The sequence below is a fragment of the Rhizobium binae genome (assembly GCF_017357225.1).
GTDB classification, from domain to species: Bacteria; Pseudomonadota; Alphaproteobacteria; order Rhizobiales; family Rhizobiaceae; genus Rhizobium; species Rhizobium binae.
Genome location: NZ_CP071610.1, coordinates 164,991 through 187,297, shown reverse-complemented (window position 1 = coordinate 187,297; position 22,307 = coordinate 164,991). Strand labels below are relative to the sequence as shown.

The window sequence follows — 22,307 nt, the reverse complement described above, 5'->3', positions numbered from 1 at the left end:
CTTCCATTGGGTCGGAACAGAAAGAGAACATCCGCATTTTGCTCGACATGATGTCGGCCGCCAACACGACCTTGAAGGGAGCCGTGAACGATGACTGCTGCCCGTGGAAGGGTGATTTCCGATTTGCGCGAGCGCATCGCTTCGCTGGAGGGCGTGTCAGCCAGAAAGGCTGGCTGTCTGTCCTTCGGCGTGCCGGAAATCGATGCGTTCCTGCCGGGAGGTGGTCTGGCCTACGGTGCCCTGCACGAATTTGCCGGCGGCGGGTCGGGCACGGTGGACGGCGCGGCGGCAGCTCTGTGTGCGGCGGGCATCGCGGCCCGCACCAAAGGCCCGATCGTCTGGTGCCTGACCCGTCCCGATCTGTTTTTTCCGGCACTCGCCCAGGTCGGTCTCCATCCCGACCGGGTGATCTTTGTCGAATCCGACAAGGAAGAGGACGTGCTCGCCAATATGGAAGAAGGGCTTTCATTTGGCGGTCTCGGCGCCGTCGTCGGTGAACTCGTTCGCCTGCCGATGGTCAGTTCGCGCCGCCTGCAGCTGGCGGCCGAGCGGACAGGCACCATGGCGCTCGCGGTGCGACGCTGGCGACGGCAGACGGAGGCCAGTGATTTCGGGCAGCCGACGGCATCGACCACGCGGTGGCGGGTCAGCGTGATGCCGTCGGAGGAATTGCCAGTGCCGGGTGTGGGGAGGGCTCGATGGTTGCTGGAATTGATGCGCGTGAAAGCGGGTGAATGTGCTGAGTTTCTCGTGAGGGCGTGCGATGACAAGGGTTGTCTCGATCTATCTTCCGGATCTGCCGACGGATCGCATTCGTCGCGCCGATCCGTCTATTCCGCCTGAACAGGCGATCGCGGTGATCGCCAGGAGCGGCTCGAAACGCTGGGTGTCGGCGGCCGACGCCGCCGCCCGAAAAGCCGGCGTTCATGTCGGCATGCCGGCCGCCAAAGCACAGGCGCTGTTCCGCGGCCTGATGCTGGTCGAGGCGGATCCTGCAATGGATGCCGCAGCACTCGAACGCATTACCCTCTGGGCGCTGACGCTCTATTCGCCGATCGTCGCAGTCGATGGGGTCGATGGGATCGTCATGGACACGGAGGGTGCCGATCACCTGCAGGGCGGCGAGCTCGCCATGGTGACGAAGATCGCTAATCAGTTCCTGGCAAAAAAACTCACCCCCCGTGTCGCCATCGCCGACACCTGGGGTGCGGCGCACGCCTGCGCCCGTGCCATCAGCCGCGAAACGGTCATCGTGCCTTCAGGTGAGACCGTCCGCGCCGTCGAAAAGCTGTCGATATCGTTGCTGCGCCTTCCGGGGAAAGTCGTCAGCGATCTGCGCACGCTCGGCTTCCAGACGATCGGCGAATTGGCGAACACGCCGCGCGCGCCGCTGACGCTTCGTTTTGGTCCGGAGATTGGCCGGCGGCTCGACCAGATGTTCGGCCGCGCTTCCGAACCGATCGATCCGATCCGCACCGCCGAAACTATCGAGGTCTCCAGAGCCTTCGCCGAGCCGATCGGTGCTGCCGAAACCATCAACAAATATGTGGGCCGGCTGGTCGTGCAACTGATCGAGGAGCTGCAGAGGCGCGGCCTTGGTGTTCGGCGCGCCGACCTGATCGTCGAAAAGGTCGACGGTACGCGGCAGGCAATCCGCGCCGGCACGGTCAAGCCGGTGCGCGATGTCGCCTGGCTGACGAAGCTGTTCCGCGACCGGACGGAAAAGATCGAACCTGGCTTTGGGATCGAGAAGCTCACCTTGGTTGCGGTGATGGCCGAGCCGCTGGAGGAGCGCCAGAAATCCTCCTCGCTGGTCGAGGAGGAAGTGAAGGACGTGACGCCGCTGATCGACATTTACGGCAACCGTGGCCAGCGTGTGTATCGAGTGGCACCCGTTGCCTCCGATGTGCCCGAGCGCTCCGTCCAGCGGATCAGTCCTGCTGCCGATCCGGTCGAGGTCACCTGGGTCAGCCATTGGCGCCGACCGGTCCGGCTGCTGGCCCGTCCGGAGCTGATCGAGGCTATCGCCTTGCTGCCGGACCGGCCGCCGGTCTCGATCACCTGGCGCGGAAGGCGCCGGAAGGTCAAGCGAGCCGATGGGCCTGAGCGGATTTTTGGCGAGTGGTGGCGGCGCGACGCCGAGATGGAGGCGGTGCGAGACTACTTCGTTATCGAAGACGAGGCCGGCGAGCGTCTCTGGGTGTTTCGCTCCGGTGATGGCATCGATCCGGAAACCGGAAGCCATCGCTGGTTCTGCCATGGGATCTTCGCATGAGCTATGCCGAGTTGCAGGTCACGACCCATTTTTCCTTCCTGCGCGGTGCAAGCTCGGCGCAGGAACTGTTCGAGACCGCCAAGGCTCTTGGCATCGAAGCCCTCGGCGTTGTCGACCGCAATTCGCTTGCCGGAATTGTCCGGGCGCTTGAAGCATCGCGTGCCACCGCCTTACGCCTCGTTGTCGGTTGCCGGCTTGATCTGGCCGACGGCATGTCGCTGCTGGTCTACCCGACCGACCGGGCTGCCTATTCCCGGCTGACCCGCCTTATCACGCTTGGCAAGTCGCGCGGCGGCAAGAACAACTGCATCCTGCACTGGGACGATGTCATCGCGTACAACGACGGCATGATCGGCATTCTTGTGCCGGATCTGCCGGATGACGTCTGCGCGATCCAGCTGCGCAAGATGGCCGAGCTGTTTGGTGATCGGGCCTATGTGTCGCTTTGTCTGCGACGCCGGCAGAACGACCAGCTGCGGCTGCATGAGATTTCCAATGTTGCGGCGCGGTTCAAGGTGCGGACGGTCGTCACCAATGATGTCCTCTTCCACGAGCCAGGCCGCCGACAGCTGCAGGACATTGTCACCTGCATTCGCACCCGCACGACGATCGACGATGTTGGTTTTGAAAGGGAACGCCACGCCGACCGCTTCCTAAAGCCACCGGAAGAGATGCAGCGACTGTTCCCCCGTTACCCGGATGCACTGGCCCGGACGATTGAAATCGCCGACCGCTGTCGGTTCTCGCTCGAGGAGCTGACCTATCAATATCCTGAGGAGGCCATTCTCCCAGGCAAGGACGCGCAAGCGTCTCTTGAGCATTATGTCTGGCAATGCGTGCCTGATCGCTATCCTGAAGGACTACCGCCTGATGTGTTGAAGGTCGTGCGGCACGAGCTCGATCTCATACGCACCATGAAATACGCGCCCTATTTCCTGACCGTCTTTTCGATCGTGCGCTATGCGCGGTCCCAGGGCATTCTTTGCCAGGGGCGGGGTTCCGCCGCCAACAGCGCCGTCTGCTACATTCTCGGCATCACCAGTATCGATCCCTCGACAAACGATCTTTTGTTCGAGCGCTTCGTCAGCCAGGAGCGCGACGAGCCGCCGGATATCGATGTGGATTTCGAGCACGAGCGGCGGGAAGAGGTGATCCAGTGGATCTATCGCACCTATTCCAGAGAAAAGGCAGCGCTCTGCGCCACCGTGACGCGCTACCGGGCGCGCGGCGCGATCCGCGATGTCGGCAAGGCGCTCGGCCTGCCGGAGGACGTGATCAAGGCCTTGTCGTCGGGCATGTGGGCTTGGTCGGAGGAGGTCTGCGATCGCAATGTTAGCGAACTCAATCTCAATCCAGACGACCGGCGTCTTGTGCTGACCTTGAAGCTTGCGCAGCAATTGATGGGCGCGCCACGGCATCTCGGCCAGCATCCGGGCGGGTTCGTCCTCACCCATGATCGGCTCGACGATCTCGTGCCGATCGAACCGGCCACGATGAAGGACCGTCAGATCATCGAATGGGACAAGGACGACGTCGAAGCCCTGAAATTCATGAAGGTCGACGTCCTGGCCCTTGGGATGCTGACCTGCATGGCCAAGGCCTTCGATCTGATCCGCGAGCACAAGGATCGGGATCTCGACCTGTCTGACATCGAGCAGGAGGATCCTGCGACCTATGCGATGATCCGCAAGGCCGATACGCTCGGCACGTTCCAGATCGAAAGCCGCGCTCAGATGGCGATGCTGCCGCGGCTGAAACCCCGAACCTTCTACGACCTCGTGGTGCAGGTCGCCATAGTCCGGCCCGGTCCGATCCAGGGCGACATGGTGCATCCCTATCTGCGCCGGCGCGAAGGCAAGGAGGCCGTCGAATATCCGACGCCCGAGCTTGAGGCGGTGCTCGGCAAGACGCTGGGCGTGCCGCTGTTTCAGGAGAGCGCGATGAGGGTGGCGATGGTTTGCGCCGGCTTTACCGGTGGCGAGGCTGACCAGCTGCGCAAATCGATGGCGACCTTCAAGTTCACCGGCGGCGTCTCGCGGTTCAAGGACAAGCTCGTGTCCGGCATGGTGAGGAACGGCTACACGCCGGAATTCGCCGAAAAGACCTTCTCCCAGCTCGAAGGCTTTGGCTCCTATGGTTTCCCGGAGAGCCATGCGGCTTCGTTCGCGCTGATCGCCTATGCGTCGAGCTACATCAAATGCCACTATCCGGAAGCCTTCTGTGCCGCGCTGATCAATTCGCAGCCCATGGGTTTTTACGCTCCGGCGCAGATCGTCGGCGATGCGAGAGCCCACGGCGTCGAGGTGCGGCCGGTCTGCATCAATCGGTCCCGGTGGGACTGCACGCTGGAGCGGATCGGCAATTCTGGCCGCCACGCCGTACGGCTCGGTTTCCGGCAGGTGAAAGGACTGGCGGTCGCTGACGCGGCGCGCATCGTCGCGGCACGCATGGACAATGCCTTTGCCTCGGTTGACGATATGTGGCGGCGATCCGGCGTGCCATCGGAGGCGCTCGTCCAGCTTGCCAAGGCCGATGCCTTCCTGCCGTCGCTGAAGCTCGAACGCCGCGACGCGCTCTGGGCGATCAAGGCGCTGCGCGACGAACCCCTGCCGCTGTTTGCGGCGGCTGCCGAACGGGAGAGGGCTGCAATCGCCGAGCAGCAGGAGCCTGAAGTCCTGCTTCGACAGATGACGGACGGGCACAATGTTATCGAGGACTATAGTCATACCGGACTGACATTGCGGCAGCATCCGATTGCCTTCCTACGCAAGGATTTATCAGTGCGCAACATTATCACTTGTGCCGAGGCGATGAACTCGAGGGACGGGCGTTGGGTCTATACATCAGGACTTGTGCTGGTGCGGCAAAAGCCCGGATCGGCCAAGGGCGTCATGTTCATCACCATCGAGGACGAGACCGGGCCGGCCAACCTCGTCGTCTGGCCGACGCTGTTTGAAAAACGCCGGCGGGTCGTGCTCGGATCCTCGATGATGGCGATCAATGGTCGGATTCAGCGGGAAGGGGAGGTGGTGCATCTTGTCGCTCAGCAACTGTTCGATCTGTCAGGCGATCTGACCGGCCTTGCCGATCGCGATGAAGAGTTCACGCTTCCGGCCGGCCGTGGTGATGAGTTTGCCAGAGCCGGAGGGCCTGATCCACGGGACAAACCGAAGCCGGTTATAGCCGTGCGCGACATGTTCGTGCCTGACCTTCATATCGATACGCTGAAGGTGAAGAGCAGGAATTTTCATTGATATTGAGTTTGAAGAGCTGGTCGTTGGTTCGAAGCCGTTCAAGGCGACGAATTTAGGCGGAATTCCGTGAGCCCGCGGATCTCGGACGCGACTAGCCTGACCGAATTTTTTGGTCAGGCTGTCACGCGGAGCCCGCAATCAGAGCACGCTGACGTTCTCGGCCTTGGACTTCCCGGTCTTGCGGTCCTGGCCTACCTCGAAACTGACCTTGTCACCTTCTCTGAGCGAGCCGCCTTGCTGCAAAGCGGATACGTGAACGAATACGTCCGCTCCTCCGTTATCCGGAGTGATGAAGCCAAATCCCTTATCATCGTTGAAAAACTTAACAGTACCGGTCGCCATCTCAATTCCTCTTCAGTCTTTGCGGCATGTCTACACGCGAGACAAACCTTATAGCGGAAGCAATTGCCAATCAACGAATGAACCTCGTCCATGAAGAGGCGAGAACGCTTCCGCGCTGTGGCTACAGACACCTCATCTTCCGCTCAAGGCGCGCCTGGCGGTCGACGCCCTTGCCGCAGCATTCCCGGAAGTCTGGCAGCTTTCACGCGAGGAATGATCTGTTGAGCCGGACGATGAGAGAGGATTGGTCCAAAGAAGGCAGTTGTCGCAGAGCGATCGTCTAGCTGTTCGGCGCGTCTGGCGCGGACAAGAGCACCGACAGCGGCAACGTGGTTTTCTCCTTTACCGTCTTGGTGACGATATAGGTGAAATAGCGAGCAATGCCGATCTCGCGGTCGAGCAGGCCATCGACCAGCCGCTGATAAGCGTCGATATCGGCGGCCATAATCTTCAGGATATAATCGACTCCGCCGCCGACCGACCAGCAGGCGATGATTTCGGTGATGGCGGCAACGGCGCGCTCGAAACGATCGAAATCGGCCCGTCGATGGTTTTCCAGGGTGACTTCCATCATGACGCTGGCGACCGGCGCCATGCGACGCACCGCGACGCGGGCGTGATAGCCGGAGACGATACCGGACTTTTCCAGTTTTCGAAGCCGCATCCAGCAGGGGGTCGGCGACAGTCCGACCTCTTCTGCTAGCGCCACCTTGGTGATGCGGCCGTCGCGCTGGACAGCCTCGAGGATGCGCAGATCGATCGCGTCAAGTTTCATGCGGGTTCGTATCCTGCCGGTACGCAACAGCTCTCATCCTTGACGTCGCCCTTTGATGCTTATGCTGCGCAGGGCGCGGCTCACGTGCGCTTTTCGGTATCCATTTCCGCCATGTCCTGGAAGCGGTCGGCAATGCGGGCATGGGCGCGGCCGCTGTCAGAGGTCCCGATCGCGACGACGATCTCGTCCGGTCCTGGCGCATCGGCGATCTGGAAGCTGGCGGTGAGGAAGTGCGAGCGCTTGCCGGACTCAGTCTTGTGCGTCATCGGAAGCGAGAGGAGTGCTCCGGGGGCTGCGCGCGTGTTGGTGAATTCCAGGTAGGAAGTACCGCCGACCGCTTCGCGGAAGACGTTTCCGAAACGGAGCGTATGGATCAGGGCCGAGCCGTGTTCGATTTCTCCGTTGACGCCGACGGCGGCGGTCTTGCCGAAAGCCTCGACCTTTTCAGCGGGCATCAGGGCAAGCAACCGGCGTGTTAGTTCCTGGCCAAGCACCGGCGCCACGCGCAGGATTTCCGGTCGCAAATTGTCGACGAAACCCTGTCCAGCCCATGGATTGCGCAGGATGGCTGCGACCACCACCATGGTGATCGGCCGCTCCGCATCCTTGCCGCCTTCGTTGAAGGTCTCCTCGATGAACGTGGCAATTTTCCTAACGCCGATATCCATGGTCGCGATCTTTCGTTGATGATGACGGCGAAACTAGTAAGTAGCAAGCCTTGAAGTCTTCCTGCTCCTGAGAGGAATGGACGACTGCATTCTCCTCCCAAAAAGAGTAGAATGAACGGGAGGAAACGGTGCAGACTACGGCTTGCCCAGGGAGCACATGCGCAGCGTGGACCAGAAATCGCAGATCTTGTCATTGAGGGATGTCGCCAGCCAGATCAACAGCGGGGGCGATCTCACGACTGTCCTGCGCGACCTGATCATTGCCGCCTGCCGTCACGCGCATTGGACGCTGGGCTCGATCATGGCGATCGATGCGGCGCATGGCTATGCCCATGTCGTCGTGCGGCACGATCCGACGCTGATCCAGCGGCAATTGCCGGACAAGTGGGAACTGGCGACGAGCCCGTCGCTGATTGCGCTTCAGCGCAACGAACCCGTCTATATTCGCGATGCGCGAGAATCCGAGGAATTTCCGGGCTATCGGCGCGAGGCGTTCGAGCGTGATTACCGCACGGTTCTGGTCATGCCGATGAGCTGTGCCGACAGCGAGGGCCGGCCGATGGTGCTGAGCGTGATCGCGCGACAGATCACCGAAGTCTCGGAAGACGACCTCGCTTTCCTCGGCATGATCGTTCATCTCGGTGCAATCGCCATCGAGCGGCAGCACCGGCTGGAAGCGGAGAAGCGCTCGTCCGACCGCCTGCAGAAAGCATTGCAGGCCCATACTTCGCTATTGGAACACGTGCTGGCCGACGGGTCGGTCGCTTCGCTGTCGAGCATGATCGGCGCCCTCTTGCCCAATCCGCTTGTCGTCATCGATTTCACCACAAGCCAGGTGATCCCCGGTCGGTCTCCCAATCTGGGTCAGTTCGAGGATGCCGCCTGGCAGGAGGTGGCGGCGACGTCGCTCCGCCGGCCTTTGATGCGCGCTGCGCGCGACGCGATCGATCACGGCAGCAGCGAGACGGCCAATCTGTTTCTCGATGACGGCACGCGCCGGTTCACGATTTCGGCGCGGATCGAGCCTCTGAACGTCGATGCCCAGTTGGTCGGTGCGCTGATCATCTTTCCGTCGTCGCGCGAATTCAGCGATCTGGATCTGTTGATGCTCGACAGCGCCAAGTTCGCGCTCAATGTCCAGATGATGCGCAGTTTCGTACGATTCCGATTTGAGACCCGCACCCAGACGGAACTGTTTTTCGAGGTTGTCGAGCAACGTTGGCGCAATGCCAGCGATGTGCTGCAGCGGGCGCAGCGTCTCGGGCTGAATTTTGCAGCCGCGCAGCAGATGATCGTCGTCGACTTTCCGGAGCGCACGAAGAGCCTCGGCGGTATCTCGATCGATGTCGAACACAGCGTTGCACGGACATTGCAGCAGGCGTCGATGCCGGCGAGCGTGATTGCCACAGAAGGTGGGCTGGTGTGCCTGGTGCCGTTCGATGCCAGCAAGCGGCAGGAGAAACTCAACAAGGTGATGCGCCGTATCGCCGAGGATCTCGGGCATTCCTTCGAGGAAGGGCCGATCGTCGTCGCCAGCAATCGCTGCAGCGGTCTTGCAGATTATCCCGCGGCCTGGGAGCGGTGCAGCCGCACGATCCGCATCGGCCGTTCCTTCGGTCGCACCGGCGCGCTGTCCGGGCAGGATTTCGGGCCGCTGCCGTTGCTGGTCGCGGCGTCCGATGCCGGCGATATCCGGGGGTTCGTTCATGACAGCGTCGGCGCCATCGCCGAGCATGACCGTAAAAACGGCACGCCCTATCTCGAAACGCTGTCGACCTTCCTGCAGGAAGGCTGCCGCAGCCAGGCCTGCGCGGATACGATGGGCCTGCATGTGACGACGCTGCGATATCGCCTGTCGCGTATTCAGGAGCTGTTCGGCATCGATGTGGAGACGCCGGAAAAGCGCTTCGCCGTTGAATTGGCGCTGCGGCTGCATGCCGTGATCGACAATCGCAGCCCCGTCGAAAACTAGCGCTCATAATTGGATTCTTAAATCGGCGGGCCGCGCCTGTGGCCGCGGAAGCGTACGGCTTGGCCATTTTCGGTGTCCTGCCGATCTGAGCAGGAAATTCCCATCCCTTCCTGCGGACAGGAGGAAGAATGGCTGGTCGCCAGCCGGTAGCCTTCTTTCATCGAACTGGAATGAGGATGGCAGGAACGATGGCGCAAATAGCAGCAAGACCCGATACGGCAATCGACCCCATCGCCCTGCGCCGCGCCTTCGGCACGTTCGTCACTGGCGTTACGGTGATCACGACGCTGGATGAGGATGGCACGCCCCGGGGCATGACCGCCAATTCCTTCACTTCCGTGTCGCTCGATCCACCACTATTGCTCGTCTGTGTCGGAAAATCCGCATCGAGTTTTCCGGCCTTCACGGCGGCCCCGGCTTTTGCAGTCAATCTTCTGCATGAAGGCCAGGTTGACGTCTCGGCAACGTTCGCGTCGAAATCCCCCGACAAGTTCCAGTCGGTCAACCATGACCGGGTGCACACGGGCTCGCCGATCCTGACCGACAGCCTGACCTGGTTCGATTGCACGGTTCATACCCGCGTCGATGCCGGCGATCACGTCATCCTCGTTGGCCAGGTGCAGGCGTTCGGTACCAGCCCTTCGGCGCCGCTCGGCTTCTGCCGCGGCCGGTATGCCAGCGTTAAGGATCCGCTGCCCGCCGGCTGGCTTGCCTCGCATGGCATGATCATCGGCTATCTTATCGAGGCCGAGGACAATCTGCTTCTGCGCTCTGATGGCAAAGGCGGCTGGGTCCTGCCGACGGCAAGACGGCGCAAGGCCGATAGCCGCCTGATGATCGATGATGGCGATGCGCTGAGCCTCGTCTCTGAAGACACGTTTCTCTACTCGGTCTTCGACGTTGCCGACAGCGATCCGGGTTACCTGATCTATCGCGCCCGGCTCGCGGCCGACGCCGCCGGTTCCGCATTGCCTGCGGGGCTACAATTCTTCCCGATCGACGCTTTGCCCTACGACCTGATACCGACCCACGAACTGCGGTCGATGCTGCGCCGCTACGTACGTGAACGGCAGGAAAAGCGCTTCGGCATCTACATGGACACGGGCGACGGCGGCCGGGTGGCGATGATCGACGGTCAGGCGCGTGCCTGGATGCCGGTCGCTCAAGATTAAGCCGCGTAGAATGAATTTGAAAAGCAGGACCGTTGATATGAAGACGACAGTCAAAACCATCGAAGGGTCACGTCAGGGTCTGTTCATCGGCGGCCAGTTGGTGGCGCCGAAGAATGGGCGCTACATCGACAGCTTCGACCCGACCACTGGCGAATGCTGGTACGAACTCGCCGAAGCCGACGCCGATGACGTGGAGGCGGCCGTTTCGTCGGCGCAGGCCGCCTTTCGCGACCCCACTTGGCGGCGGATGACGCAGACCGACCGCGGCCGTCTGGTGCGCAGGCTGGCCGATCTCGTACTGGAGCACGCCGACGAACTGGCTGATATCGAGACGCGCGACAACGGCAAGCTTCTCAAGGAAACACGGGCGCAGATGCGCGCCATGCCGGACGCTTATCACTATTTCGCCGGGATGGCCGACAAGCTGCAGGGCGAGACGATCCCGGTCAACAAGCTAGAGATGCTCAACTTCAACCTCCGCGAGCCGATCGGCGTCGTCGGCATGATAACGCCGTGGAATTCGCCGCTGATGCTTCTGACCGGTACGCTGGCGCCGTGCCTTGCCATCGGCAACACCGTCGTTATCAAGCCGTCCGAACACGCGACCGCCTCGACGCTGGCGCTTGCCGAGCTGATTGCCGCGGCAGGCTTTCCCGCCGGCGTCGTCAACGTCGTCACCGGCACGGGCAAAAATGCGGGCGAAGCGCTGACACGGCATTCGGGCATCGCCAAATATGTCTTCACTGGCAGCACCGCGACTGGCCGGCGTATCGCCGGAAACGCAGCGGAAAACCTCATTCCTTGCTCGATGGAGCTGGGTGGCAAGTCTCCGCATGTCGTATTTGCCGATGTCGATATCGAGCATGCCGTTAATGGCGTCGTGTCCGGTGTCTTTGCTGCGGCAGGGCAGACCTGCGTTGCCGGCTCGCGCTGCTTCGTCGAGGCAAGTGTCTACGACCGTTTCGTCGAGGCACTTGTTGCCCGCACACAGCGCATCAGGGTCGGCCACCCGACTGTCGACGTGACCGATATCGGTCCGCTCGCCTTGGCCGATCAACTCTCCAAGGTCGAGGGCTATGTCGCTTCCGGCGTGAAGGAAGGGGCAAGGGTCGCGGCCGGCGGCAAGCGGCCGCAATCGGGCGAGCTTGGACGCGGCTGGTATTTCGAGCCCACCGTCATGGTCGATGCGCAGAACGACATGACATTCATGCGCGACGAGCTGTTCGGTCCGGTTGTCGGCGTCATGCCTTTTTCGTCGGAAGAGCAGATGATCGCTCTAGCCAACGATACACGCTATGGCCTTGCCTCCGGCATCTGGACCAAGGACATCGACCGCGCCTTGCGCTTCGCCAACCAGGTCGAGGCGGGAACGGTGTGGATCAACACCTATCGCTCATCGTCCTTCATGTCCGCCAACGGCGGCTTCAAGGAGAGCGGCTACGGCCGGCGCGGCGGCTTCGAGGTGATGCGCGAGTTCTCGCGGCTGAAGAACGTCATCATCGATTATTCCGGCGCCATGCAGGACCCCTTCGTCATTCGCCTGAAGTGACCGGACAAAAGAAACCTTGGCCCGCGAGGGAGGAAAACTCATGAAATTCGCAGTCTCACTCACCATGGAACGTTTCTCGCCGGACGCGCCGATGTCCAGGGTCAAGAACAACCTGCTCGAGCTTGCCCGGATAGCCGACGAGGGCGGTTTTGAAACGCTGTGGACCGCCGAGCATCACACGATCGAATGCACGATTTCCCCCAATCCGTTCCAGACACTGACATGGCTCGGACAACACACCGACCAGATCCGCCTCGGCACCTCGACTCTGGTTGCGCCCTATTGGAGCCCGATCCGGCTTGCCGGTGAGGCGGCTCTTTGCGACCACTTGACGGATGGCCGGCTGGAATTCGGCATTGCCCGCGGCTCCTACCAATATGAATTCGACCGCATGGCCGGCGGCATGCCGCAGCAGGAAGGCGTCGCTTATCTCAAGGAATTGGTGCCGGCAGTGAGGAAATTGTGGCAGGGCGACTATGCCCATAATGGCCAATACTGGAACTTCCCACTTGCGACGGCGGTGCCAAAACCGCTGCAGCAGCCGCATCCGCCGATCTGGGTCGCGGCACGCGATCCCGGCACGTTTGACTGGGCAATCAGCGTCGGCGCCAATATTCTGTCGACACCGTTGTCAGCACCTGCAGCCGAAATCCAGGTTCTCGCTGACAAGTTCGAAAAGGCTGTCGCCGATCATCCGGAGGTCCCGCGGCCGCGCTTCATGATGCAGCGCCGGACTTGTGTCTACGACAGGCCCGAGGACTGGCAACTCGCCGTCCAGCACAGCATGGACTATGGCAGGACTTTCGAGAACCTCATGCAGAATATCGGCGCGGTCCGGGAAGGCTTTCCGGAAGCGGTCCCGTTCGAAAGCGTTAAGGGCAAGGACAACTACAATCCGGACAATATTCGCAAAAACCTGATGTTCGGAACGCCGGACGAAGTGATCGAAAAACTGCTCGCCTACGAGGCGGCTGGCGTCGATCAATATTGCTTGGGCCTCACGTTCAACCTGCCGTTTGAACTGCAGAAGAAGACGCTGCGGCTGTTCGTCGATGAAGTCATGCCATTCTTCGCGGCTCGTGAACAAGACCGCCAGCGTGCAGTGGGTTCGGGGCGCTGAGATGACGCAGCTTCGGCAACATACCGTCGGCGATGTAACGCTCAACTTCCGTATCGACGGCAACGGCGTGGAGCCGCTGGTCTGCATCCACGGCGTCGGGTCGTCTCTGGAGGCGTGGGGCGGCGTGGTGGCTGAGCTCAAGGATCGTTTCACAATCCTGACCTTCGACCTGCGTGGCCACGGGCGGTCTACGCGCATCAAGGGCCGTTATGAAATCGACGATTTCGTCGCCGAGACGCTGACGCTGGCGGCGCATGCGGGGTTCGAGACCTTCCATCTGGCGGGTTTCTCGCTCGGCGGGCTGATCGCACAGCGACTGGCGCTCACCCATCAAGCGCGGTTGAGAAAACTAGTGCTTCTCTCCACGGTCGCCGGCCGCACCTCGGAGGAGCGCGAACGCGTCCTGACACGGCTTGCAGCGCTCAGGATCGGTAATCCCGGCGCCCATCACGATGCCTCGCTGTCGCGCTGGCTGACGGAAGGGTTTCAGGAACGCAATCCCGAGATTATCGAGAGACTGCGCGCGCGGGATGCCGAGAACGATCCCGATTGTTACGCCTCCGCCTATCGTGTTCTGGCGGAAACGGATTTCGGCGGGTTTCTCGACCAGATCCGCTGCCCGACGCTGATTGCGACCGGAGAGGAGGATGCCGGCTCAAACCCGCGCATGGCCAGTTACATGCATGACCGCATCCCCGGCTCGACGCTGGCGATCCTGCCGGGTCTGCGTCACTCCATTCTCATCGAGGCCCCGGCGACCGTGGCCCGCCTGATGGGAGATTTCCTTGCATCAGAAGAGGTGAGCCATGGATAAGATGCTCCGGCAGGCTGGCGAGGCCGTGCGACGCAAGGTGCTCGGGGACGATTATGTCGATCGCGCTCTCGGCAATGCCGACGATTTCTCCCGGCCCTTCCAGGATGTTCTCAATGAATATTGCTGGGGTGCCGCCTGGACCGACAACGGCCTCGACCTCAAGCAGCGCAGCCTTGTCAACCTTGGAATGCTCGCGGCCCTCAATCGCATGCACGAGTTCGGGATCCATGTCCGCGGCGCGATCCGCAACGGCGTGACCGACGACGAGCTGCGCGCCGCACTCGTCCAGATCGCCGTCTATTGCGGAATTCCCGCAGGCGTCGAGGCTTTCCGCGTAGCAGGCAATGTCCGCGCCGAGATGCGCGAGAAAGGGGAGCTTTGATTTCGCCGTTTCAAGCAAGCAGCAGCACAAACATCCTCCGGATCACCGGAAGACCGGGCCCATCCGGTGATGACTAAATGACGACCACGGCGGCGAGACCGGGAGGGTTGAGCCGTAGAACCCATCAACAACAAAGGGAACAGACAGCATGAGACATCTCACCAGACTGACGGCGCTTGCAGCTTCGCTCGCCTTTACCTTGTCAGCACTTCCGGCCAATGCCGGGGCGGTGCTGGAGCGCGTGCTGGCGGCCAAGACGCTCAAGGTTGCGACGGATGCCAACTGGGCGCCGCAATCCTTCATGAACGACAAGAACGAACTCGATGGCTTCGATGTGGACGTCGCCAAGGATATCGGCAAGCGCCTAGGGGTCAGCGTCGAGTTCGTAACCCCCGGCTGGGACATCATCACCGCCGGCAACTGGTCTGGCCGCTGGGACATGCATGTCGGCTCGATGACCCCCACCAAGAAGCGGGCCGAGATCTTCGATTTCCCCGGCGTCTACTATTACACGCCGGCCGCCGTTGCCGTTCACAAGGACAGCAAGGCGACGACGCTTGCCGACCTCAACGACAAGGCCGTCGGCACGACGGCGACTTCCACTTTCGAGGCCTATGCCAAGCAGGACCTGACGCTGGATGCCGCCGGCGCGCCGGCCTTCAAGTATGAATTCAAACCGAAGGACGTGAAGTCCTACAGCAATTCGACGACGGCGTTCGACGATCTGCGCCTGGGTGACGGCACTCGGCTCGATGCAGTCGTCTCCTCACTGCCGAGCATCATCGATGCGGAGAAGGCCGGGTACCCGATCAAACAGCTCGGCGACCCTGTATTCTACGAGCCGTTGGCTGTCGCAACCGAGCATGGCGACGCGGAATTCGACGCCAAGATCTCCGAGGCCGTGAAAGCCATGCAGAACGACGGCACGCTCAGCAAACTGTCGGTCAAGTGGTACGGGGTCGACTACACCGTTGTGAAATAACCACCCTCTCTGGCGGTCCGCAAACACGGGCCGCCAAACCGTCCGAAGGACAAGAGATGCTCTATCCGGATACAGTCGACGCTGAAATTCTGGTACACAAGCCGTGGTTCGTCGCCACCATGTTCGCCATCATTCTGGCAGTCTTCCTCGCATTCAACCTGACCGGCACGACGATGGGCGAGCTGATGCGTCCGGTGATCGGCGATCCCTTGCAAAGCGGGCTCTACGGACGTTTCGCGGTCGCCTTCGTCGTCGCGGTGATCTTTTCCCTGAACGTGGTGTTGATCGGCTTTGCCTCACTGAAGATACAGATCGCCATTGTCTGGCTGGAGCTGCTGATGCTGTTTCTGGCTTTCTTCGAGACCTTTCATCTCAGCCTGCCATTCATCTGGGAAAAGCTGCCCTTCCTGATCACACAAGGTGCCGTGACGACGCTCTATGTGTCGGCGATCTCGATCGTCATCGCTTCGGTTATCGCTATCCTCGGCGCTGTCGCCAAGCTGTCGACCAACGGTTTCGCCTATGCGATCGCCAGCTTCTACACGTCCTTCTTTCGTGGCCTACCGCTCTTGATGCAGGTCTACTTGATCTATCTCGGCCTGCCGCAGCTTGGGTTCGTCATTGACGCGGTGCCGGCCGGCATCCTCGCTCTGTCGCTCTGCTATGGCGCCTACATGACCGAGATCTTCCGCTCCGGCATCCAGAGCATCGATCGCGGCCAGTGGGAGGCATCCCGCTCCATGGGTTTCGGCTTCGGAATCACCATGCGCCGCATTATCCTGCCGCAGGCGCTGCCCGTCATCATTCCGCCGACCGGAAACCAGTTCATTTCCATGCTGAAGGATAGTTCGCTGGTGTCCGTCATCGGTGTCTGGGAACTGATGTTCCTTGCCCGCACGCTCGGCCAAAAGACTTTCCAGCACATGGAAATGCTGATTTCGACCGCGCTTATCTACTGGGGCATGTCGATCTGCCTCGAACTTATCCAGTCCCGCATCGAGCGCCACTATGCCAGGAGTAAAGTCAGATGAGCATGGACCTGATCATCGAGGCGAAGGATGTCGCCAAATGGTATGGCGCGTTCCAGGTACTGAAGGACATCAACCTGACGGTGAGGAAGGGCGAGCGCATCGTCGTCTGCGGACCGTCGGGGTCGGGTAAGTCGACCCTCATCCGCTGTTTCAACCGGCTCGAGGCGCATCAGGAGGGGAAGATTACCGTCAATGGGATCACGCTGCACGACAAGATGCGCAACGTTGCAGAGGTCCGCAAGAATGTCGGCATGGTATTCCAACATTTCAACCTGTTTCCCCACATGACAGTGCTGATGAACTGCATGGTCGGGCCGATGTGGATCAAGGACGTGTCCGCCGCCGAGGCAAAGAAAACGGCCCTGCAATTCCTGGAGCGTGTCAGGATCCCCGAGCAGGCCAACAAATATCCGGCCCAGCTTTCCGGCGGCCAGCAACAACGCGTCGCGATCGCCCGCAGCCTTTGCATGGAACCAGCCGTCATGCTGTTCGACGAGCCGACTTCGGCGCTCGACCCGGAAATGGTCTCGGAAGTTCTCGACACGATGACAAGCCTTGCCCGTGACGGCATGACGATGGTCTGCGTCACCCATGAAATGGGCTTTGCCCGCGCGGTCGCCGACCGGGTCATCTTCATGAACTCCGGCCAGATCGTCGAAGAAGGTAGTCCGGAGGCGTTCTTCACCAATCCCCAGCATGAGCGTACGAAGCTTTTTCTCAGCCAGATCCTCAAACATTGAGCTTGAACTATTGTCGATCGAGGCCAACGGATGGTACTCGGCATGGTCTGGCCGACAGATAGTCTTATTCACGGTAGACGAGGTGTTGGTGCACCAGTCCTGGTTTGATCGGATTTCGATTTTGACGTCTTGGCTATGCCGTAGCGGTCTTGCACCTGTCGGATTTTAAGGATGCACACGCATGCATTCTATTGAGTATCGCGCAGCCAGATGGCAGCTTCCGTCTGCTGCGGATCATGGCTGAAAAGCCAGAGGACTTCGCGCTGTCGTCGCAGTACCTCAGCCTCGCGGAGGAGGCGCTTGAGTGGGATCCTTCGGGAGAGATCAAAGCTCTCATACAGGCGCATCGACCCGTTTCCAAGGCGAACGCTTCGCACTTAGCCTTGCCCGCTATACCTGCAAAGGAGCCGTTCCAAGACCAGCCGCTTTCATCTGGCAATGAGTGAATGCGATTAAAGTGATGCGCTCGCGCGATTTCGCACTCCGGTTGGGAGCGGATCGTCAATTCTGATCGCGCGTTGCAAACCTGACTCCCCGGAAGAGGAACAAATTAGATTCAACCCTGCACAACGAGATGAAGCAGGCGCCATCATGACGCCTGCTCATGGTTTCAATCATCCATCTCGAGAGTGCGATATTCGCCGCTCTCACTGTCGTAGACTTCCACTTCAACGGATCCACCGGAACGTTGAATGCTTTGGACGTCAACGTCGCGGTATTCACCGGACCCGTGGTCGTAGATCTCAATAGTCTGGCCGGATCTAACAAGATTACCTTTACCGATCTCGACTGAGGCGCCCGTTTCGTTATCGAAGCCATCCCAGCCAAGGCAAATATTGGTCGAGGCGAAAAACATTCCAATCAGTGCAAGAGTTCTCAATGGCAATGGTAGCCCCCGGTCTTGTGATTGGTATGGCACCCGTTCCCGTCAGTTCCGCCGCCGTGTCCGGTAGCCGAACTTGCTGATAGCGTAAAGGCAAGAAAGAGCGAATAGATTACTTTCATAAGACCCCCCTGAACGGCAACAGGTGTTCACTCCGCCGAAGTAAAGCGGCGTTGCCGTGCGAAATTTGCTTCCACCCGATGGATGTTTAACCGCTGATGCGTCTCTTAGTCGAGAGTAGGGTCGGACCTTTTCTGCACTTTTAGTTGTATATCCACTAGTATCATTAACCGATTGCTGGTTGCGGAACCTGAAACAGCCCGAGCGCCTGCGATGACCGGACGAATACGCGCGCTCTCTTAAGCCGAACCCTGGTCGGCGATCCATCCCTGGTGGACAAGGCGTTGGCCGGGCGCGGGCTGGGATGGCATCATGCGCTATCCAAGGGACGGCCGTGACCATCGCGGGCGTGCTTATTCCCGCGGAGAGCAAGGTGCTGGTCGGCCTACCGGCGACGTCGGTCGATCCACGCCATTTGGACGACCCTGAAATTTTCGAAATCGGACGCGCCCTAAAGCCGCACCTGGCGTTCTCCTACTGGCCGCACTACTGCATCGGCTTGGCGCTCGCCAGCCTGGAACTCAAGGCGGTGTTCGGTACGATCTCCAGCGCTTCCCCACGCTGCGCCTGGCCGTGGCGCCGCGGCCAGCACCGTTATTCAGATCTGGCAATCGAGACCACCTTGACGCTGGGCCTGGTGTTTGGCTTGCGGCTTCGCCAGGCAGAAGGCTTGGTGGAATCGGTGCTGCAATTGATGGGCTTAGCGCTTGCCGTCCCCGATCACACCACGCTGAGCCGTCGGGCGCGCGCATGGCGATCGGAAGCGGAAGACGGCAATCGGGCGATACAAGTCCATTTGGGCGGCGTCTGCGGTGTCAGCAGACCGAAGTCGCCATCGGCTGCGCCGTCCTCAACCGCATGCTTGCTTGCGCACGCCCGAAGCCGTCCGCCGCAAGGCAGCCACGTCACAGTCAGCCGTTTCAAAGATCCCCATCCGTTCTGTTCCACATCCGTGCACCAACGCCATTGAGAGTGACCATTTCCGCGTGAAGAAGAACATGCCGAAGATCGGCGGATTCCAATCCTTCAAAACCGCGCGTCGAACTATCGCAGGGTTGGGGTCAGAACAAGAGCAGTCCGAAATCGTACGCTAAGGCCGAACGGAACAGGAACGATGTCGTAGTTCGGATCTGCAACATCCGATCTCTGTGGATTGCCATCGACATGCGCCAGTTTTGATTTCTCTGTCCGGCCCGACTCGACAACGCTTCACGCAGATTGGTCATGAATGGAGTCGGGCGATGGCAAAGCGCAAGCTTCTCAAAGATCAAGATCGCCGGAAGCTTGTCGATATCCCAGTCGACGAGGACAGCTTAATTCGCCACTATTCGTTGTCATTAGCGGATCGCCTGGAGATCGAACTGCGGAGACGTAATCACAATCGGCTCGGCTTTGCCATCCAGCTATGTCTGATGCGATACCCGGGTCGAGTGCTTGGAGCAGAAGAAACTCCGCCTCGCGCCATGCTGAAGTATGTTGCTGATCAGATCGGCGCCACCCCAGACGAATTTGCCCTCTATGCACGCCGCGAAGAAACCCGTCGGGATCACACGGCGCGACTAATGGTCTATCTGGATACGAGAAGCGCGACGGTGCAAGATCGCCGCGCCGCGCTATTGGCGGCAATTCAAGCGGCGACCATGTCCGACGACGGTGCTGCGATAGCCAGTTCGCTTGTCGCAACGTTTCGCGAACGCGGAGCTCTTTTGCCGGCGATCGACACGATCGAACGCATCGGCCTTGCCGGCCGTGCCATAGCCCGGCGCCGGGCAGAAAGAACTCTGATTGAAGACATCCCACTCGATAGGCTTCAATCACTGGATAGGCTCTTAGAGGTTGACCCGTCGATCGGCCAGACGCGCTTTCATTGGCTGCGTTCCGCGCCAGAAGCGCCGGCTGCGTCGAACCTCGTCGGGCTGACCGAGCGGATAGCTTTTCTGCGGCGGCTGGAGATCGATCCGGAACTGCAGGCGCGCGTATCATCTGGACGGTGGGACCAGATGATACGGGAGGGCAACGCAACGCCGGCCTGGCTTGCCAGCGACTTCAACGCCAGCCGTCGCCACGCTCTGATCGTGGCTCAAGTCATCAAGCTTTGCCAGAAGCTCACGGACGATGCGGTGACGATGTTCATCAAGCTGATGGGCAAGTTGTTCTCGCAAGCCAACAATCGAAAGAAGCAGCGACAGATGGACTGCAGAGCGAATACCGCCAAAGCGCTGCGCATGTTTCTAGATACGATCACCGCCCTGCAGTCCGCCAACGACTATGGTCGGAACGCATTGGATATTCTCGACCAAAGAGTCGGCTGGGACCGGCTGCTTCGGATGAAGCCTGAGCTTGAATTGATGGTCGACGACAACGAGGCACCGCCGTTGACCGTGGCAGCCGAGCAATATGCGACCGTCCACAAATACATTGGTGCGTTCCTTCAGGCCTTCACGTTCCGCTCGGCGCATCGCCACGACCCGCTTCTCGCAGCAATCGCGCTGCTGAAAAGGCTTTATGCCGAGAAGCGGCGGACACTCCCGGATCGCGTGCCGCTCACCCACCTTAGCCAAACTGATCGGCGGCATATCTTCGAACAGGGGAAACCCGATCGCCGTCTCTACGAGATCGCCACGCTAGCGGTTTTGCGAGACCGGCTTAGATCTGCGGACATTTGGGTCGACGGCAGCCGATCTTTCCGGCCGATTGACGAGCATCTGATGCCGAGGTCGACATTCATCACGATGAAGGAAGAAGATCGTCTCGGTTTGGGGGTCCAGGGCGACGGCGCGCAGTGGCTTGCCGAAGCGCATCAGATGCTCGACTTCAACCTGCAGCGTCTCGCGTACAGAGCACGATCCGGAAAGCTCGAAGGAGTTCGTCTTGAGGCCGGAACGTTGATCGTCACACCAACCGTCGGCGAAGTCCCCGTGGCAGCCGAGGAACTGAATGCCGAGATCAGCGACATGTATCCGTTGGTCGAGGTTCCCGACTTGTTAAGGGAAGTGCATGAATGGACCGGCTTTGCGGATCACTTCACGCATGTTCGCACCGGCGACGTCCCGAAAAATGTCTCTGCCATGCTCGCTGGTGTACTGGCCGATGCGACTAACCTCGGCCCCAAGCGAATGGCGGGCGCATCCAAGGGGATCAGCGCTCACCAGATTGGGTGGATGCGCACATTCCATGCTCGATCGGAGACCTACCGCGCGGCACAAGCGTGCATCACCGATGCCCACACCCGCCATCCGCATTCCCGCCTGTGGGGCAATGGCACAACGTCATCGTCCGATGGCCAATTCTTCCGTGCGAGCGACCGAGCCGCGAAGCGCGGCGACATCAATTTGCATTACGGCAGCGAGCCCGGTTCGAAATTCTATAGCCATCTGTCTGATCAGTACGGCTACTTCAGCATTTTGCCCATCAGTCCGACCGAGAGCGAGGCGGCCTATGTGCTCGATGGGCTCTTCGATCAAGACACGGTCCTCGACATCCATGAACACTTTACCGACACAGGCGGGGCGAGTGATCATATCTTCGGGCTGTTTGCCTTGATCGGAAAGCGGTTCTCACCGCGACTGCGCAATCTCAAAGACCGGAAGTTCCACACGTTCGAGAAGAGCGATGCATATCCGACCCTGTCGAACCATATCGGGGCGCAGATCAACACCACTCTGATCCTCGATCATTGGGACGATCTGCTCCATCTCGCCGCGTCGATCACGACGCGGTCCGTGGTGCCGTCTACGATCCTCAAGAAACTGTCCGCATCTCCGAAGCAAAGCCATCTCGCGAGGGCGCTCCGCGAACTCGGGCGTATCGAAAGGTCGCTCTTCATGATCGAATGGTACTCAAGCCCGGCACTACGGCGGAGATGCCAAGCCGGTCTCAACAAGGGCGAGGCCGCCCATAAGCTGAAACGTGCTGTTTTCTTCCACGAGCGAGGCGAGATCCGTGATCGGTCGTTCGAAAGCCAGGCGTTCCGCGCCTCGGGTCTCAACCTCGTCGTCAGTGCGATCGTCCATTGGAATACTGTCTATCTCGACCGTGCAATCACACAGCTGAAGCGAGCGGGTCGAGATATTCCTGATACTCTATCGAAGCATATCTCGCCGCTCAGTTGGGAGCATATCAACCTTACCGGCATCTACACTTGGGATGCCGAACATCAGATGCCGAACGGATTTCGATCGCTCCGTCTGCCAGCCGGGCTGCGGTGGGTCGCATAAGTTCTCATTCC

Annotated in this window: 19 protein-coding genes and 2 pseudogenes; 16 read left to right on the top strand and 5 right to left on the bottom strand. The window is 60.4% G+C overall.

Translation table 11 applies throughout. The annotated features are described in order from the left end of the window. The first annotated feature begins 90 nt into the window (after positions 1 to 90). The 3 genes from J2J99_RS32735 to J2J99_RS32725 are packed head-to-tail and all read left to right on the top strand — an operon-like array spanning position 91 to position 5,529. Positions 91 to 843 (top strand): ImuA family protein, encoded by a 753-nt coding sequence (locus J2J99_RS32735; RefSeq protein ID WP_168301672.1) that lies wholly within the window; start codon positions 91 to 93, stop codon positions 841 to 843. Then, positions 764 to 2,275, top strand: a complete 1,512-nt coding sequence (locus J2J99_RS32730; protein ID WP_168301671.1) for a Y-family DNA polymerase — start codon at positions 764 to 766, stop codon at positions 2,273 to 2,275. The genes J2J99_RS32735 and J2J99_RS32730 overlap by 80 nt, the downstream gene beginning before the upstream one ends. Then, positions 2,272 to 5,529 carry an error-prone DNA polymerase gene (locus J2J99_RS32725; RefSeq protein ID WP_168301670.1) on the top strand — a complete coding sequence of 1,086 codons (3,258 nt, stop codon included), beginning with the start codon at positions 2,272 to 2,274 and terminating at the stop codon, positions 5,527 to 5,529. The genes J2J99_RS32730 and J2J99_RS32725 overlap by 4 nt, the downstream gene beginning before the upstream one ends. A gap of 138 nt (positions 5,530 to 5,667) precedes the next feature. Here the strand turns inward: J2J99_RS32725 and J2J99_RS32720 are convergent, their stop codons facing one another. The 3 genes from J2J99_RS32720 to J2J99_RS32710 form a co-directional block, all read right to left on the bottom strand. After that, the gene (locus J2J99_RS32720) at positions 5,668 to 5,871 is read right to left on the bottom strand and encodes a cold-shock protein (protein WP_168301669.1); all 204 of its coding nucleotides are present in this window, start codon (positions 5,869 to 5,871) and stop codon (positions 5,668 to 5,670) included. Positions 5,872 to 6,151: 280 nt separating this feature from the next. Next, entirely contained in the window at positions 6,152 to 6,646 is a 495-nt protein-coding gene (locus tag J2J99_RS32715) for an Lrp/AsnC family transcriptional regulator (RefSeq protein ID WP_168301668.1), read from the bottom strand. 80 nt (positions 6,647 to 6,726) lie between these two features. Further along, on the bottom strand, positions 6,727 to 7,314 hold the full coding sequence (locus tag J2J99_RS32710) for an amino acid synthesis family protein (RefSeq protein ID WP_168301667.1): 588 nt from the start codon (positions 7,312 to 7,314) through the stop codon (positions 6,727 to 6,729). Between the two features lie 166 nt (positions 7,315 to 7,480). On the opposite strand from J2J99_RS32710, the gene J2J99_RS32705 reads away from it, so the two are divergent. From J2J99_RS32705 to J2J99_RS32660, 10 genes are all read left to right on the top strand, one after another. Further along, positions 7,481 to 9,286, top strand: coding sequence for a helix-turn-helix domain-containing protein (locus tag J2J99_RS32705; protein ID WP_168301679.1), 1,806 nt, complete (start codon positions 7,481 to 7,483; stop codon positions 9,284 to 9,286). Positions 9,287 to 9,474: 188 nt separating this feature from the next. After that, positions 9,475 to 10,458: a flavin reductase family protein gene (locus tag J2J99_RS32700; RefSeq protein ID WP_168301666.1), complete on the top strand. Its 984-nt coding sequence runs from the start codon at positions 9,475 to 9,477 to the stop codon at positions 10,456 to 10,458. A 37-nt stretch (positions 10,459 to 10,495) separates the two neighbouring features. After that, positions 10,496 to 12,007 carry an aldehyde dehydrogenase gene (locus J2J99_RS32695; RefSeq protein WP_168301665.1) on the top strand — a complete coding sequence of 504 codons (1,512 nt, stop codon included), beginning with the start codon at positions 10,496 to 10,498 and terminating at the stop codon, positions 12,005 to 12,007. A 40-nt stretch (positions 12,008 to 12,047) separates the two neighbouring features. Beyond that, a complete protein-coding gene (locus J2J99_RS32690; protein WP_168301664.1) occupies positions 12,048 to 13,127 on the top strand; it encodes an LLM class flavin-dependent oxidoreductase in 1,080 nt (359 codons plus the stop codon). A gap of 1 nt (position 13,128) precedes the next feature. Continuing rightward, on the top strand, positions 13,129 to 13,941 hold the full coding sequence (locus J2J99_RS32685) for an alpha/beta fold hydrolase (RefSeq protein ID WP_168301663.1): 813 nt from the start codon (positions 13,129 to 13,131) through the stop codon (positions 13,939 to 13,941). Beyond that, the gene (locus J2J99_RS32680; RefSeq protein ID WP_168301662.1) at positions 13,934 to 14,323 is read left to right on the top strand and encodes a carboxymuconolactone decarboxylase family protein; all 390 of its coding nucleotides are present in this window, start codon (positions 13,934 to 13,936) and stop codon (positions 14,321 to 14,323) included. Before J2J99_RS32685 ends, J2J99_RS32680 begins: the two co-directional genes overlap by 8 nt. Before the next feature lie 148 nt (positions 14,324 to 14,471). After that, positions 14,472 to 15,305: a transporter substrate-binding domain-containing protein gene (locus J2J99_RS32675; protein WP_168301661.1), complete on the top strand. Its 834-nt coding sequence runs from the start codon at positions 14,472 to 14,474 to the stop codon at positions 15,303 to 15,305. A gap of 56 nt (positions 15,306 to 15,361) precedes the next feature. Next, positions 15,362 to 16,336 carry an amino acid ABC transporter permease gene (locus tag J2J99_RS32670; protein WP_168301660.1) on the top strand — a complete coding sequence of 325 codons (975 nt, stop codon included), beginning with the start codon at positions 15,362 to 15,364 and terminating at the stop codon, positions 16,334 to 16,336. Next, positions 16,333 to 17,076 (top strand): amino acid ABC transporter ATP-binding protein, encoded by a 744-nt coding sequence (locus tag J2J99_RS32665; protein ID WP_168301659.1) that lies wholly within the window; start codon positions 16,333 to 16,335, stop codon positions 17,074 to 17,076. The genes J2J99_RS32670 and J2J99_RS32665 overlap by 4 nt, the downstream gene beginning before the upstream one ends. 191 nt (positions 17,077 to 17,267) lie before the next feature. Next, positions 17,268 to 17,522: a hypothetical protein gene (locus J2J99_RS32660; protein ID WP_168301658.1), complete on the top strand. Its 255-nt coding sequence runs from the start codon at positions 17,268 to 17,270 to the stop codon at positions 17,520 to 17,522. Positions 17,523 to 17,686: 164 nt separating this feature from the next. On the opposite strand, the gene J2J99_RS32655 is transcribed toward J2J99_RS32660, so the two are convergent. After that, a complete protein-coding gene (locus tag J2J99_RS32655) occupies positions 17,687 to 17,962 on the bottom strand; it encodes a DUF5334 family protein (protein WP_246622700.1) in 276 nt (91 codons plus the stop codon). Beyond that, positions 17,953 to 18,081, bottom strand: coding sequence for a YHYH domain-containing protein (locus J2J99_RS32650; protein WP_168301657.1), 129 nt, complete (start codon positions 18,079 to 18,081; stop codon positions 17,953 to 17,955). Before J2J99_RS32650 ends, J2J99_RS32655 begins: the two co-directional genes overlap by 10 nt. Positions 18,082 to 18,383: 302 nt before the next feature. On the opposite strand from J2J99_RS32650, the pseudogene J2J99_RS34825 reads away from it, so the two are divergent. From J2J99_RS34825 to J2J99_RS32630, 3 genes and pseudogenes are all read left to right on the top strand, one after another. Beyond that, positions 18,384 to 18,845: pseudogene (locus J2J99_RS34825) on the top strand (cytochrome P450); the annotation flags it as partial. Between the two features lie 196 nt (positions 18,846 to 19,041). Further along, a pseudogene (locus J2J99_RS32635) lies at positions 19,042 to 19,134 on the top strand (DDE-type integrase/transposase/recombinase); the annotation flags it as partial. Positions 19,135 to 19,320: 186 nt separating this feature from the next. After that, positions 19,321 to 22,296, top strand: coding sequence for a Tn3 family transposase (locus J2J99_RS32630; RefSeq protein WP_168301656.1), 2,976 nt, complete (start codon positions 19,321 to 19,323; stop codon positions 22,294 to 22,296). Positions 22,297 to 22,307 lie beyond the last annotated feature (11 nt).